Genomic DNA, 13,258 nt, shown 5'->3' on the forward strand with positions numbered 1-13,258 from the left:
GTGCCAGGATGACCACGTGCTCGACGACGCAGACCGTGACCTGATGCGGGCGTTCGCCCGCTACATCGAGAAGGCGAACGAACTCGCCGCCGCCGAGCAGCAGGCGGTGCTCACGCCCGTCGGTGAACGCATCCGCGAGCACCTCGGCGTCGACCCGCAGTCCGTCCCCGTGGTCACCGAGGAGTTCCCGGACCACCGGCTCGTCGACGCGGACATCGCACTCGAAGAGCTCGCCGGCACCGCGGAGGACGCACTGGTCGGCATCGCCGGCGACGACAGCCGCTTCCACAGCTCGGTGAGCGAGCTCGTCGCCAACCCGCACACGCGCTGGGCCACGGGCCCGGTGAGCTACGCGCCGCGGGCGACCAGTGCCGACGACACCCGCCGCGTGGTGTCGTTCGGTCTCCGGTTCCTGACGTTCGACGGCACCCCGGTGGCCGTCGTGCAGCGCTCGGCGAAGCCCGAGTACGGGCGCGCACAGGCGACGCTCGAGATCCTCGCCGCCGACCAGGACGCCGGCAGCGCCTTCCTCCTGCGGCTCCGCGCGCTGATGATCGAGCGGAGCGTCCTGCGGGGGCAGGTGCTGTCGTTCGTGCAGTCCGAGTACGGGTCCGACGCCGGCGCGACGTTCCTCCGACGCCCCGAGGTCACCGCCGACGACGTCGTGCTGGGCGACGGCGTGCTCGACGAGGTCGTGGACCACGTCGTCGGGATCGGCGAACAGCGCGAGGCACTGCTCGCCGCCGGGCAGCACCTCAAGCGCGGCGTCCTGCTCTACGGGCCGCCCGGCACCGGGAAGACGCTCACCATCCGGCACCTGCTGGCGCGGACGCCCGGTGTGACCGCCATCCTGCTCACCGGGTCGAGCATCCGGGCGATCGGCTCCGCGGCCGAGATCGCGCGGACGTTCCAGCCGTCGATCGTCGTCCTCGAGGACATCGACCTCGTCGCGATGGAGCGCCACAGCTCCCCGCAGCCGCTCCTGTTCGAGGTGCTCGACGCCCTCGACGGTCTCGACGGCGACGCCGACGTGGCGTTCGTGATGACGACGAACCGGGTCTCCGTGCTCGAACGCGCCCTCGCCGACCGTCCGGGTCGGGTGGACCTGGCCGTCGAGATCCCGTTGCCCGAACTGCCCGAGCGGGTCCGGCTGTTCCGTCGGTACGCCGCGGCGCTGCCGTTCTCCGACGAGGCCCTGTCCGAGGCGGCCGAGCGGGCGGAGGGCACCACCGGGTCGTTCGCGAAGGAGCTCATGCGACGGAGCGTCCTCGGCGCTGCCCTGCGTGACGCCGAGCCGTCGGACGTCGATCTCCGTGCGGCGCTCGACTCGCTGCTCACCGAGCGGTCGGCGCTGACGCGGAAGCTGCTCGGCACCCGATCCGGCGGCGAGGACGACGCCGAGGACGACGAGGACCCCGACGACGACGAGGTCACCTACTCGGGGTCCTACGTGGCGGTCGCGCCCCTCGCGCGCACCACGTTCCGCCCGGGCCCGATGGAGAGCCGCGTCGACCTGACCCTCCGGTCGCCCGAGGAGGACGACGACGAGGACAGCCCCCGGGACGCGTGATCAGGGAACGCGCTCGAGCCACTCCTGCGTCGCGAACTTCGTCCGCACGAGCTCCTGCGCCCGAGCCCGCTCCGCCTGGGTCACGTGCCCCTCGTGCGCGCCGTAGAGCTTCGTGAACGTGCCCTTCAGCCGCTCGATGATCTCGGCGCGGCTCAGCCCGGTCTGGGACCGCAGCGGGTCCACGCGCTTCGCCGCGCTCGTGGTCCCCTTGTCGCTCATCTTCTCGCGGCCGATCCGGAGCACCTGCACCATCTTCTCGCCGTCCATGTCGTAGCTCATGGTGGCGTGGTGGAGCAGTGATCCGGTGCCGAGACGCTTCTGGGCGGCGCCGCCGATCTTCCCCTTCGTCGAGGAGATGTCGTTGAGCGGCTGGTAGTACGCCTCGATGCCGAGGGACTTCAGCGCTTCGATCACCCACTCGTCGAGGTACGCGTACGAGTCGGCGAAGGTCATGCCCTGCACGAGGTCGGTCGGCACGTAGAGCGAGTACGAGATGATCGCGCCGGCGTCCATGAACATCGCGCCGCCGCCGGAGATCCGGCGGACGACCTCGACGCCGTACTTCGCCGCCCCTTCGGGGTCGACTTCGTTCTTGAGCGACTGGAACGACCCGATGACGACGGCCGGCTGGTCCCACTCCCAGATGCGCAGGGTCGGGCCGCGGCGGCCGGCCCCCACCTCTTCGGTGAGGACCTGGTCGAGGGCGAGGTGCTCGTTCGGGCTGATCGGCCCCTCGTGGACGATCTCCCAGTCGTACTCCTGCCACGTGCTCGCGCGGGACAGGGCTCGGCGGACGGCGACGCCGACGGACTCGGGGGTGAAGCCGAGGAGCACGGCGTCCTCCGGCAGGGCCGCCCGGACGGCCGTGGCGATGCCGGCGGCGTCGATCGTCGCCGGCAGGCCGTTGACCGCCTGGTCGATGAGCGGGAGCGCGTCGTCGGGCTCGAGGAAGAAGTCCCCCGCCAGACGGAACTCGTGGATGACGCCGTCGACGACCTCGAGGTCGACGACGACCAGCTTGCCCCCGGGGACCTTGTACTCACCGTGCATGACGCAACCCTATTCCGGGCCGGTGACGGTCCGGCGGTGGGCCGGTCCACAGCTGGCCTGGAGGCGCGTGGCGGCGCCGCCACGCGCCTCCAGGACCGGTGGGTCGCACCTGCAGACCGCCGCCGGTCACGTCGGCTTCCGTGTCAGCGGGCTGTCGCCCGGTCGAGCCACGCGACGAGGTCGGCGACGACCTCGTCGCGGTTGGTCTCGTTGTAGACCTCGTGCCGCGCTCCCTCGTACACCTGCACCGTCACGTCGGAGAGCCCACCCCGCCGCCGGTACGCCTGCGCCAGCCGCTCCACGGAGCGCGGGCCGCCGAGTGTGTCGTCGGACCCGACCTGCAGCAGCATCGGCAGGTCGTGCGGGATGCCCCGTCGCGGTACCCCGAGCAGTCGCAGCGTGTCCGCCAGGCCGAACAGCCCGATGACGTCCGCCTCGACCGCCAGCGGGTCGACCGACATCGCGTCGATGACCTTCCGGTCACGGGTAAGCCACTCGAACTTCGTCGGCCCGGACCCCGCGTGCCGGGCGTTCAGGTCGCCGCTGTTCATCCACCCGGGCAGCCGGTACGCGCTGGCGGAGAGCACCACGCCGTCGTACGACCCGGACGAGGTGTTCACGATCCGCTGGGCCATGAGCGAGCCCCACGAGTGCCCGAGGAGCACGAGGGGGACACCCGGGGTGTCCTCCTTCGCGACCGCGGTCATCTGCTCGACGGCCGCGATCGCGGCGCGGAGACCACCGGGGCCGAGCCGACCGAGCTTGGTGTGGTCGCCTTCCCACTGCCCGAGGCCGGTCCGACCGTGCCCGCGGTGGTCGTTGACGTGGACGGTGTACCCGGCGCGGACGAGGTCCTGCGCGAGCGGTTCGTAGCGGAGCCCGTGCTCCCCCACACCGTGTGCGATCTGCACGATGCCCTTCGGCCGCGCCGCCCGCCAGGTGGAGTAGACGATCTCGACACCGTGGGCGTCGGTGAACGAGGCGTCGCCTCGCGCTGCGGAGAAGGTGGGCACCTGTTGATCCTCCCAGATCAGGGACCGGTCCAGCCTGTTCACCCGGCGTTCACGCAGCCGGTGCGGGGCGGGCCTACCGTCCCCGGCATGGACGTCCTCGTCACCGTCGTGCTGGTGATCGTGGTGGCCCTCGTGTTCGACTTCACGAACGGCTTCCACGACACCGCGAACGCCATGGCCACCTCGGTCGCCACGGGTGCCCTCAAGCCCCGCACCGCCGTGCTCATCTCCGCCGTCCTCAACGTGGTCGGCGCCTTCCTCTCCACCGAGGTCGCCAAGACCGTGTCCCAGGGGATCATCCGCGAGGGGCAGGACGGCGTCCACATCTCCCCGACGATGATCTTCGCGGGGCTCGTCGGCGCCGTGCTCTGGAACCTCGCCACGTGGTACTTCGGCCTGCCGTCGTCGTCGACCCACGCACTGTTCGGGGGCCTCATCGGGGCGTCGATCATCGGCGCCGGGCTGCACTCGGTCGACTGGACCACGGTGGTGTCGAAGGTCGTGCTGCCGGCGCTGCTCTCCCCGGTCATCGCCGGGGTGATCGCCCTCGTCGCGACCTACCTGGCGTACACGCTCACGAAGAACGCGACCACGCACGGTGCGGCGACGGGCTTCCGGCACGGCCAGACGATCTCCGCGTCCCTGGTGTCGCTCGCGCACGGCACGAACGACGCGCAGAAGACGATGGGCGTGATCACGCTGACCCTGATCGCCGCGAACTACCAGTCGGCGGGCACCGGCCCGGCGCTCTGGGTGATCCTGGCCTGCGGCCTGGCGATCGGCCTCGGCACCTACACGGGCGGCTGGCGGATCATGCAGACCGTCGGCAAGAAGATCTCCGACGTGCAGTCCCCGCAGGGCTTCGCGGCGGAGACGAGCTCGGCCGCGACGATCCTCGTGTCGTCCCACCTCGGGTTCGCGCTCTCGACGACGCACGTCACGAGCGGCTCCGTGATCGGCTCCGGCCTGGGCAAGAAGCTCGCCGACGTGTACTGGTCGGTCGTCGGCCGGATCGTCGTCGCGTGGGTGATCACGCTGCCGGCGGCCGCGGTGGTCGGGGCACTCGCCACGGCCCTCGCCGCGACGTCCACGTTCGGCCTGGTGATCGTCGCCGTGCTCGCGCTCGCGGCCGGCCTGGCGTTCTTCGTCCTCGCCCGGCGGAAGCCGATCAACGCCGACGACGTGCGCGAGGACGACGCGGACGGTTCCCGGGACTCCGGCGGTTCCCGCGACTCCCACGACGAGGACCCGGCCGTCGCGCCGGCGCAGGCCTGAGGGGCGACCGCATGGACATCGACTTCACCAGCATCGCCACCGTGGCGGGCGTCGGGTTCGTCGCCGCGGTCGGCGTGGTGCTCGTCTACACGCTCGGCCTGCGGCTGCTCGGCACCGGACAGCCGACGGACGCGGGCGGTGACCACACGCAGTACGCGCAGGAGTCCGCTCGGTCGGGGCACACCCCGCCGATCGCGCTCGCCGGCGCGGTGGTGTGCTTCGCGGTGTGCGTCGCCGCGGTGCTCGTCGGGATCTGGCTCACGATCCCGCAGTTCCACTAGCGCGTTCCTTCCCATCACGCCTGCTGTGGGAAGCGGAATCGCGCATGGGGAGTCGGAACTTCCGACTTCCCATGCGCGATTCGTCATCCCACGCGCGGAACGACCCGTTGCGACCAGCCTCAGTGCGCGCTGTAGCCGCCGTCGACCAGGTGGTAGCTGCCGCTGATGAAGGACGCCTTGTCGCTCAGCAGGAACAGCACGAGCGCGGCGACCTCGGCGTCGGTGCCGAGGCGCTTCGCGGCGTGCTCGGCCTCGAGCGCCGACAGGGCCTCGGGTGACAGCGAGGCCCGGACGAGCGGGGTGTCGATGAAGCCCGGGCCGACGGCGTTCGTGCGGACGCCCTTGGCGGTGTACTCGAGCGCCGCGACCTTGGTCAGCCCGACGAGTGCGTGCTTCGAGGCGACGTACGCCGCGTTCTCGGCGATGCCGACCGAGCCGAGCACCGACGACATGTTGACGATCGCGCCACCACCGGAGGCCAGCATCGCCGGGATCTCGTAGCGCAGGCCGTAGAAGACGCCGTCGAGGTCGACCGCGCGCACGCGGTCCCAGGCGGCGACGTCGTACTCGCCGATCGGCTGCGGGGCAGCACCGATGCCGGCGTTGTTCACGGCGAGGTGGAGCGCACCGTACGTGTCGACGGCGAACTGCACCATGCGCTCGTTGTCGCCCGCGACGGCGGAGTTGGCCTCGAACGCGGTGGCGGTGCCGCCGGCGGCCTCGATCTCGGACGCGACGCGCTGTGCGGCGTCGAGCTTGATGTCGGTGGCGACGACCTTCGCACCCGCCGCGGCGAGCTCCGTCGCGATGGACTCACCGATGCCGCTGCCACCGCCGGTGACGATCGCGACCTTGCCCTCGAACTCGGACATGTTCTCCTTCTCTCTTGGCAACACCTGTTGTCTACCTGAAGCGTACACCCGCAAACCAGTTCGTTCACTGAACTAATGAGGTAGGCTAACGACCCGTGACCGACGCCACCGAACTCCGCATCGCCGTGAACCGGCTGTCCCGGACCCTCCGCGCGCAGAAGGCCGACACGACGGTCACCGACGCACAGTTCTCCGCCCTCGCCCGGCTGCACCGCGACGGCGCGATGTCGCTCGCCGACCTCAGCCGGCAGGACGGTGTGACGCCGCCGTCGATGACGAAGACGATCGCGGTGCTCGTCGAGCGCGGGCTCGTGTCGAAGGACGGCCACGGCGACGACCGGCGCAAGGTCCTGCTCTGCGCCACCCCTGCCGGCGCCGCCTTCGTCGAGGAGACCCGCCGCCGCCGTGACGGCTGGCTCACCCCGCGCCTCGCCGACCTCACCGAGGCCGAGCGCCAGACCCTGGCCGACGCCACCGAGATCATGAGGAGGCTGGCCCAGCAGTGACCGCCATGTTCCGCTCCCTGTCCACCCACAACTACCGCATCTGGTTCGCGGGAGCCCTCGTCTCCAACGTCGGCACCTGGATGCAGCGCACCGCCCAGGACTGGATCGTCCTCACCAAGCTCTCCGACAACGACGCGATCGCGGTCGGCATCACGATGGCGCTGCAGTTCGGACCGCAGCTGCTCCTCCTCCCCCTGACCGGCCTCGCCGCCGACCGCTTCGACCGGCGGAAGATGCTCATGCTGACGCAGGGCCTCATGGGTGCCCTCGGGCTGGGCCTCGGCGTCATGGTGCTCACCGACACCGCGACGCTCTGGTCGCTCTACGGGTTCGCCCTGGCGCTCGGCATCGTCGCCGCGTTCGACACCCCGATCCGGCAGGCGTTCGTGTCCGACGTCGTGCAGGGCGAGCACGTCGCCAACGCCGTGGCGCTCAACTCCGCGTCGTTCAACGCCGCGCGGCTCATCGGCCCCGCGGTCGCCGGCGTGCTGATCGCCGCGATCGGCTCCGGGTGGGTGTTCGTCATCAACGCCGGCTCGTTCCTGGCCGTCCTCATCGCACTGCGGTTCGTGGACCCCGCACAGCTCGCCGAACGCATCCGGGCGAAGCGCGGCGAGGGCCAGATCATCGCCGGCTTCCAGTACGTGCGGACCCGGCCGGACATCATCGTCGTGCTCTGCATGATCTTCGTCGTCGGCACGTTCGGCGTGAACTTCCCGATCTTCACCTCGACGATGGCGCGGGTGGAGTTCCACAAGGGCGCCGGGGAGTTCGGCCTGCTCAACTCCGTGATGGCGATCGGCTCGGTCGCCGGGGCGCTCCTGTCGGCACGGCGGGACCGCCCGCGGATGCGTACCCTCGTGATCGCCTCGGCCGGGTTCGGCATCGCCTGCGTCGCCGCAGCCCTGGCGCCGACGTACTGGACCTTCGCGTTCGTGCTGGTGTTCGTCGGCCTCGCCTCGCTCACCTTCATGACGACGGCGAACGCCCTCGTGCAGACGACGACGGCGCCCGCGATGCGCGGCCGGGTGATGGCGCTCTACATGGCGATCTTCGCCGGCGGCACCCCGATCGGCGCGCCGATCGTCGGCGCGGTCGCCGACGCCTGGGGTCCGCGTTGGGCCATCGCGGTCGGTGCCGCCTCCGGGTTCGTGGCGCTCGCGATCGCGCTCGTCTGGCTCATCCGGTGGGAGCGCTTCCGGGTCCGGTACGACGCCGACACCCGCCTGCACCTGGCGATCACGCACGCCGTGCCCGTGGTCGGGACGCGCTCCTCGCGCGCCGCGGTACGGCACGACCTGGAACGCGACGAGGCGGTCGCCGACCGGTCCAGCGCCGTCTGACGCGACCCACCCACGGACTGGAGGCGCGTGGCGGCCCCGCCCCGCGCCTCCAGTCCCGCAGGCGCGCGCCGTCGCCCCGCGCCCCGTCGCCCCGCCAGCGCGAAAGCGACAGATTGCCGCGGAACGTTCGCGAGCATCTGTCGCGATCGCGACCATGACGGCCGACCGGTCCAGCGAACTGTCGCTCTGCCGCACTCGCGGACCGGCACCCGGCGAGACCCGACCTACCGGGCCGGCTCCGCGGCGGCGAAGACGCGTTCGTCGAGCGCCGCCGCCACCCGGTCAGCAGCGACCGCGAGGCGCTGCCCCGCCGTCCGGGCGACCAGCAGCGCGGTGTCCACCGACACCGACTCGAGGTCCCGCCGGGTCTCGGCGAAGGCACGCACCTCGTCCTCGATGCAGGACGGGGCGACGTCGGCGAGGCACTCGTCGGTCCGCCGCGCCAGGAACCGCAGCGACCGCGGGCTGTGCTCGTCGAGGAGCAGGAACGCGGCCGCGTCCTCGGGACCGAGTGTGTGGTGGTCGCGACCGCGGTGGAAGGCCTCACCGGCACCGCAGGCACGGAGCGCAGTGGCCCACGACGATCCGGACTCCGGGTCGAGCAGCCCGGAGGCGACCAGCCGCGCCGTCGCCGCACACCGTCGCAGGGACCGGCCGAGGGTGAAGAACTCCCAGACCTCGTCACGGCTGGCGTCCGCCTCAACGACGCCGATGGCGAGGGCGCTGCGCTCGCGGACCCACCCGAGGAACTCGTGCGCCCGATCGGTCGAGACCTTCCGCGGCATGCGCGACCGGGTGACGTTGAGGCAGTCCCACAGTTCTGTGGAGACGACGTCGCGGGCACGGCGGGCGTTGTCCCGCGCCACCGCCACGGCCGACGCGATCGAGGCGGGTTCGTGCCGGTCGAGGGCGAGCGAGTCGACGGTCGACTGGCGGTCCGGGTCGTTCGCCGGACCGGCCGCACCGACGACCGACCGGAGCTCCGCGGCGACCGCCCGGTCCTGGTCGACCCCGGCCGGATCGCCCCGTGCGACGTAGACGTCGAGCATCCTGGCGACGACGTCGGTGCGTTCGACGGCGTTCCCGACGTGGAAGACGCTCCCCGCGAGTCGGCTCAGCACGTCGGCTCCTGCATGTCGTGAACCTACTGACCGGTCGTTGCCGGGGTGTTTCGTCCCCGCGTCACGGGTGTTGCAGTCGGCCGATCGGCGCACTCGCTAGACAAACTAACTAGAGCGTCTAGCATTGTCGTCATGACTTCCGAGGTGACGACCAGCGCCGCGGGATTCTGGTACGGCGAGGAATCCAGGGTCGACGCGGTGGACGTGCTCAACGCGCTCCGCAGGTACCGGACCGCCGAGAGCTCCGCGCAGCGACGTGCCCGTGAAGCGCTCGGCATCGGCGAGAACGCCCTGCTGGCGCTCCGGGTGCTCCTCGACGCCGAGAAGGCCGGACGCACCGTCAACGCGAAGGACCTCGCCGAGCAGCTCGAGATCACCGCGGCGTCGACCTCGGCGCTCGTCGACCGGCTCGTCCGCAGCGGCCACGTCGTGCGGCACGCTGACCCGACCGACCGCCGTGGCGTGATCCTCACCGCCACGGGGGCGTCGATGCGCGACGTGATGCGCGTGCTCGACCAGCTGGACTCCCGTGCGATCGAGGCCACCGAGCACCTGTCGGACGCCGAGATGGCGGTCATCGTCGCGTTCCTCGACCAGATGGTCCGCGTGGTCGACGACGTGGACTCCGTCCGCGGGCGCTCCGCGTAACCTGCTCCCATGGCAGACACGGGCGCGCACGGTCCGACGCCCGCGCCGCACGACCCCGAGGACGACATGCCCCTCGCGGAGCTCGATGCCCGCGCTCGGGCCGACGCGGCACTCCGGCGCATCCGGAACGGGTCGGACCCGGCGCGTGAGGCGTTCGACCTCGCGAACACCATGAACGACGAGACCGTCGGACGGTTGACGAACGCCGTCCGACGGTTCTTCCGCCGGGGCTAGCGCGGGGCGCGCAGGTCGCGTAGGGCGCGCAGGTCGCGCAGGAGCGCCTGTCAGCGCGGGTCGAAGGCGGTTCCGACCGCGGCGATGTCGTCGCCGCCGTGGCCCGCTGCGCTGGCGTCGGCGTAGACCCGGCCGAGAGCGTCGAGCAGCACGGTGGAGACGCCGGAGGTCCGTGCGGCATCGGTGATGAGGCCGATGTCCTTCCGCAGACCGTCGAGCGCGAACTGAGGCGGGAACTCCCCCGCGATCATCGACTTCCCCTTGGTGTGCGCGTAGGCGGAGTCGCTGGCACCGCCCGCGATGGCCTCGAGGAAGAGCGCCGGGTCGAGCCCGAGCGACCGGGCGACCGCGAGCGACTGCCCGGTGGCGGCCGTGATCGAGGCGATCCAGGCGTTCGCGGCGAGCTTGAGCGCGGTCCCTGCACCGACCTCGTCGCCCGCGCGCACCGTCTTCGCACCGATGGCGTCGAGGACGGGGTCGATGCGGTCGAGCACGTCGGCGGGGCCGGCGGCGAGCATCGTCAGCTTCCCCTGCTCGGCGGGGGCCTTCGTGCCGAGCATCATCGCCTCCACGAGCGTGACGCCGTACTTGCCGGCGAGCTGCACGATCGTCTCGGTACCGGCGACCCCGATGGTCGAGGCCTGCACCCACACGGCATCCGTCGGGGCGTCACCGGCGGCGGCTTCGAGCACGTCGAGCACGGCCTCGGTGTCGAACAGGGTGAGCAGGACGACCTCGGCGTCGGCGACCGCTGCCGCCGGGTCGGTGGCGACGGTGGCGCCCCGCTCCGCGAGCGGTGCGGCCTTGTCGGCGGTCCGGTTCCAGACCGTCACCTCGTGTCCCTCGCGGAGCAGCGACCCCGCCACTCCGGCGCCCATCGTGCCCGTCCCCAGTACCGTCACCCGCACGTGCGTCTCCGTCCTCGAGCGACACCCTGCCGCCCTCCTGGCGACGCTACGCGCTCGGCGTCGGAGCAGGCTGCGGTGTCGGAGCAGGCCCCGATGTCAGAGCAGGCCGCGGTTCCGGAGCCACACCGCCGGGTCGACCGGGGTCCCGCCGACGATGACCTCGAAGTGCAGGTGCGAGCCGGTCGAGACGCCGGTGTTGCCCACGGCGCCGATCCGCTCGCCGGCCGCGACCGACTGCCCGACGCCGACGCCGATCTGCGACAGGTGACCGTACCGCGTCTGCGATCCGTCGGCGTGCTGCAGCAGGATCTGGTTGCCGTAGCCACCGAACACGCCGGCGGACACCACGCGGCCGGACATCGCCGCGACGACGGCGGTACCGGTGGGAGCGGCGAAGTCGAGCCCCTGGTGGTTCGTCGAGCAGGACGCACAGCCGCGGACCCACCGGGAGCCGAACCCACCCGCCGCCGGGATCGCTCCGGCGACCGGACGGACGGACGGCGCTGCCCCGCCGGTCGACGGCGGTGGTGCACCGGGCATCCGGATCGGGACCCCGCCGATCGCGAACGCGTCGCGGAGGACGGGGATCGTGTCACCCGCGGCGACGCTGTAGCGCTGTGCGTCGAGCGCGGGGACGGCAGCCTGGGGTGGCGCCGCCAGCGCCGACTGCGGGGTCGCGACCGTGACGAAGAGGCACGCGGCCACCGCGGTCGCCGTGACCGGGACCGCCCTGGCCGAGGCGACCGCGTGCCCGATCGACCGCAGCGGGAGGGTGATCGCCTGGGTCACGGAGCGGGCCAGGGAGTCGGCCGCGGGCCTGGAGGCGCGGCTCACCCTGGGTGGGTCGACTCGCGCCCGGTCGGTGGTCGGTCCGGGAGCGGTGGTGACCGAGGCGGCGGGAGTGGTCGCCGCCGCCCCGGTGGTCTGGTGGTGACGCTCGGCGTCGTGGGGGCGCACCGCGCGGTCGTGACCGACCGCGTCGTGGCGCCCTGCCCGCCGGCGTTGCGTTCCCGACGCGGTGGCCTCGGCCTCGGCCGCCCGACGGGCCCGACGTGTCGGGAAACCCTCGGCCGCGGCCGCCGCCTCGAGGTTCGCCGCGTGCCGGGCGGCTCCGCGTGGACGCATCGGCGGGAGGTCGGTCGTGGTCATCGGGAGCGCGGACTGCGGGTCAGGCGCGGACGACGCCGTCGCGGGTGATCTGCTCGAGCTCGGTGACGACGGCGTCGACGACGGCGCGGGTGATCGCATCGGCGACGGCCTCGACGAGGACGAGCTGCTCCGCGCGGACGGCGTGCCCCGCATCGGCAGCGGCGGCGACCCGGACCGGGATCTCCTCGATCGCGGCGACGAGGGCCGCGGGGACGAGCATCGAGTCACGCGACGGGACCGGGGCGGAGATCGGCGAGGTGGGAGCGGGGGTGAAGCTCGCGCGGGCCGTGGTCGGGAGGGATGCGACGCCGGTCAGGACGGGGGCCGAGGCGGCCTGTGTGGCTGCCGTCCCCGTGGTGCGGCGGGCGATGGAGTCGAAGAGCGGGGTGGAGGACATGCTGCGGACCTGCCGATCAGTGTGAGGCGATCCGTTCTCGGCCGGACCGCGGTGGAGTGTGCCCCTGGGCACGCCCTCATTCAAACACCGATATTTCAAATGTGCAATAGCGTCCGTCGAGATACTCGATGATCAGTCGGGTTGGACGGCCTCGGTCGGGTCGTCGCGCCGGAGCGCCTGCCGCACGCGCTCCACGATCGTCGCCGGCGGGTTGTTGTACGCGTTCGCGGGTTCCTGCCCGCTGAGCTCCTGGATCGCGGCCATCACCGCGTCGGTCGCGTGGCGTCGGGCACGGCCGGAGGACGCCTCGCCGAAGGACGACAGGTCGAGCGGCTTCCCGAACTCGATCGTCACCTTCGCGAGCTTCGGGACGCGTGACCCCACGGGCTGCACGTCCTCGGTGCCGGTCAGTGCGACCGGCACCACCGGAGCGCCACTCGTCAGGGCGAGCCAGGCCACGCCCGTGCGGCCCTTGTAGATGCGGCCGTCGAGCGAGCGGGTGCCCTCGGGGTAGATCGCGAAGGCCTCCCCTGCCTCGAGCCGTTCGAGCCCGAGGTCGAGCGCGTGCTGCGCCGCCGAACCCGCACCGCGTTCGACGCCGATGGCACCGATGCCGCCGAAGAACGCGCGGGACACGGCACCGCGGAGGCCCGTGCCGGTGAAGTACTCCTGCTTCGCCAGGAACGAGACCTTCCGGGGCGCCATCAGCGTGATCGCCGGGGAGTCGATGAACGAGCGGTGGTTGCTCGCCAGGATCACCGGGCCGCGCTTCGGGACGTTCTTCCGGCCGATGATCCGCGGACGCCACAGCATGCGCGCCAGCGGGGTCACCACCGCGCGGCTGAGCGTGGTGGTGAACTTCGTCGATCCGGACACCGGGCCTCCTCGTGA

15 protein-coding genes are annotated in these 13,258 nt (G+C 72.0%); 7 read left to right on the top strand and 8 right to left on the bottom strand.

Annotation, left to right across the window (positions count from 1 at the left end):
• The first annotated feature begins 16 nt into the window (after window positions 1-16).
• A complete protein-coding gene (locus BIU96_RS18750; protein WP_071294116.1) occupies window positions 17-1,570 on the top strand; it encodes an ATP-binding protein in 1,554 nt (517 codons plus the stop codon).
• On the opposite strand, the gene BIU96_RS18755 is transcribed toward BIU96_RS18750, so the two are convergent.
• Both BIU96_RS18755 and BIU96_RS18760 read right to left on the bottom strand, forming a co-directional pair.
• Window positions 1,571-2,620, bottom strand: a complete 1,050-nt coding sequence (locus BIU96_RS18755) for a biotin/lipoate A/B protein ligase family protein (RefSeq protein WP_071294117.1) — start codon at window positions 2,618-2,620, stop codon at window positions 1,571-1,573. It lies immediately after the preceding gene.
• A gap of 143 nt (window positions 2,621-2,763) precedes the next feature.
• Window positions 2,764-3,633 carry an alpha/beta hydrolase gene (locus BIU96_RS18760; RefSeq protein ID WP_071294118.1) on the bottom strand — a complete coding sequence of 290 codons (870 nt, stop codon included), beginning with the start codon at window positions 3,631-3,633 and terminating at the stop codon, window positions 2,764-2,766.
• A gap of 87 nt (window positions 3,634-3,720) precedes the next feature.
• Between BIU96_RS18760 and BIU96_RS18765 the strand changes: the two genes are divergently transcribed.
• A complete protein-coding gene (locus BIU96_RS18765) occupies window positions 3,721-4,908 on the top strand; it encodes an inorganic phosphate transporter (protein ID WP_254786250.1) in 1,188 nt (395 codons plus the stop codon).
• Between the two features lie 11 nt (window positions 4,909-4,919).
• Complete coding sequence (locus BIU96_RS18770; protein WP_071294119.1) at window positions 4,920-5,189, top strand: hypothetical protein; 270 nt, start codon at window positions 4,920-4,922, stop codon at window positions 5,187-5,189.
• A gap of 119 nt (window positions 5,190-5,308) precedes the next feature.
• Here the strand turns inward: BIU96_RS18770 and BIU96_RS18775 are convergent, their stop codons facing one another.
• Window positions 5,309-6,061 carry an SDR family NAD(P)-dependent oxidoreductase gene (locus BIU96_RS18775; protein ID WP_071294120.1) on the bottom strand — a complete coding sequence of 251 codons (753 nt, stop codon included), beginning with the start codon at window positions 6,059-6,061 and terminating at the stop codon, window positions 5,309-5,311.
• A 95-nt stretch (window positions 6,062-6,156) separates the two neighbouring features.
• Here BIU96_RS18775 and BIU96_RS18780 point away from each other — a divergent pair, with 95 nt between their 5' ends.
• Window positions 6,157-6,567 (top strand): MarR family winged helix-turn-helix transcriptional regulator, encoded by a 411-nt coding sequence (locus tag BIU96_RS18780; RefSeq protein WP_071294121.1) that lies wholly within the window; start codon window positions 6,157-6,159, stop codon window positions 6,565-6,567.
• Window positions 6,564-7,910, top strand: a complete 1,347-nt coding sequence (locus tag BIU96_RS18785) for an MFS transporter (protein ID WP_083403086.1) — start codon at window positions 6,564-6,566, stop codon at window positions 7,908-7,910. The genes BIU96_RS18780 and BIU96_RS18785 overlap by 4 nt, the downstream gene beginning before the upstream one ends.
• A 224-nt stretch (window positions 7,911-8,134) precedes the next feature.
• On the opposite strand, the gene BIU96_RS18790 is transcribed toward BIU96_RS18785, so the two are convergent.
• Window positions 8,135-9,031 carry an alpha-E domain-containing protein gene (locus tag BIU96_RS18790; RefSeq protein ID WP_071294122.1) on the bottom strand — a complete coding sequence of 299 codons (897 nt, stop codon included), beginning with the start codon at window positions 9,029-9,031 and terminating at the stop codon, window positions 8,135-8,137.
• A 132-nt stretch (window positions 9,032-9,163) separates the two neighbouring features.
• On the opposite strand from BIU96_RS18790, the gene BIU96_RS18795 reads away from it, so the two are divergent.
• Together BIU96_RS18795 and BIU96_RS18800 are read left to right on the top strand one after the other, a co-directional pair.
• Window positions 9,164-9,679: a MarR family winged helix-turn-helix transcriptional regulator gene (locus BIU96_RS18795; protein WP_071294123.1), complete on the top strand. Its 516-nt coding sequence runs from the start codon at window positions 9,164-9,166 to the stop codon at window positions 9,677-9,679.
• Window positions 9,680-9,688: 9 nt separating this feature from the next.
• Window positions 9,689-9,913, top strand: coding sequence for a hypothetical protein (locus tag BIU96_RS18800; RefSeq protein ID WP_071294124.1), 225 nt, complete (start codon window positions 9,689-9,691; stop codon window positions 9,911-9,913).
• Window positions 9,914-9,963: 50 nt separating this feature from the next.
• Here BIU96_RS18800 and BIU96_RS18805 read toward each other — a convergent pair whose 3' ends face one another.
• The 4 genes from BIU96_RS18805 to BIU96_RS18820 form a co-directional block, all read right to left on the bottom strand.
• A complete protein-coding gene (locus tag BIU96_RS18805; RefSeq protein ID WP_083403091.1) occupies window positions 9,964-10,815 on the bottom strand; it encodes an NAD(P)-dependent oxidoreductase in 852 nt (283 codons plus the stop codon).
• 102 nt (window positions 10,816-10,917) lie between these two features.
• Window positions 10,918-11,970: a M23 family metallopeptidase gene (locus tag BIU96_RS20155; protein ID WP_071294126.1), complete on the bottom strand. Its 1,053-nt coding sequence runs from the start codon at window positions 11,968-11,970 to the stop codon at window positions 10,918-10,920.
• A gap of 19 nt (window positions 11,971-11,989) precedes the next feature.
• Window positions 11,990-12,367: a hypothetical protein gene (locus tag BIU96_RS18815; RefSeq protein WP_071294127.1), complete on the bottom strand. Its 378-nt coding sequence runs from the start codon at window positions 12,365-12,367 to the stop codon at window positions 11,990-11,992.
• 132 nt (window positions 12,368-12,499) lie between these two features.
• Window positions 12,500-13,243, bottom strand: a complete 744-nt coding sequence (locus BIU96_RS18820; RefSeq protein WP_071294128.1) for a 1-acyl-sn-glycerol-3-phosphate acyltransferase — start codon at window positions 13,241-13,243, stop codon at window positions 12,500-12,502.
• Window positions 13,244-13,258 lie beyond the last annotated feature (15 nt).

The sequence above is a fragment of the Curtobacterium sp. MCBA15_008 genome (genome assembly GCF_001865065.1).
GTDB lineage: Bacteria > Actinomycetota > Actinomycetes > Actinomycetales > Microbacteriaceae > Curtobacterium.

Excerpts from the sequence above, each read along its gene's own strand:
- BIU96_RS18755 (WP_071294117.1), bottom strand. The coding sequence starts at position 2,620 with ATGCACGGTGAGTACAAGGTCCCCGGGGGCAAGCTGGTCGTCGTCGAC.
- BIU96_RS18765 (WP_254786250.1), top strand. The coding sequence starts at position 3,721 with ATGGACGTCCTCGTCACCGTCGTGCTGGTGATCGTGGTGGCCCTCGTG.
- BIU96_RS18770 (WP_071294119.1), top strand. The coding sequence starts at position 4,920 with ATGGACATCGACTTCACCAGCATCGCCACCGTGGCGGGCGTCGGGTTC.
- BIU96_RS18775 (WP_071294120.1), bottom strand. The coding sequence starts at position 6,061 with ATGTCCGAGTTCGAGGGCAAGGTCGCGATCGTCACCGGCGGTGGCAGC.
- BIU96_RS18795 (WP_071294123.1), top strand. The coding sequence starts at position 9,164 with ATGACTTCCGAGGTGACGACCAGCGCCGCGGGATTCTGGTACGGCGAG.
- BIU96_RS18800 (WP_071294124.1), top strand. The coding sequence starts at position 9,689 with ATGGCAGACACGGGCGCGCACGGTCCGACGCCCGCGCCGCACGACCCC.
- BIU96_RS20155 (WP_071294126.1), bottom strand. The coding sequence starts at position 11,970 with ATGACCACGACCGACCTCCCGCCGATGCGTCCACGCGGAGCCGCCCGG.
- BIU96_RS18815 (WP_071294127.1), bottom strand. The coding sequence starts at position 12,367 with ATGTCCTCCACCCCGCTCTTCGACTCCATCGCCCGCCGCACCACGGGG.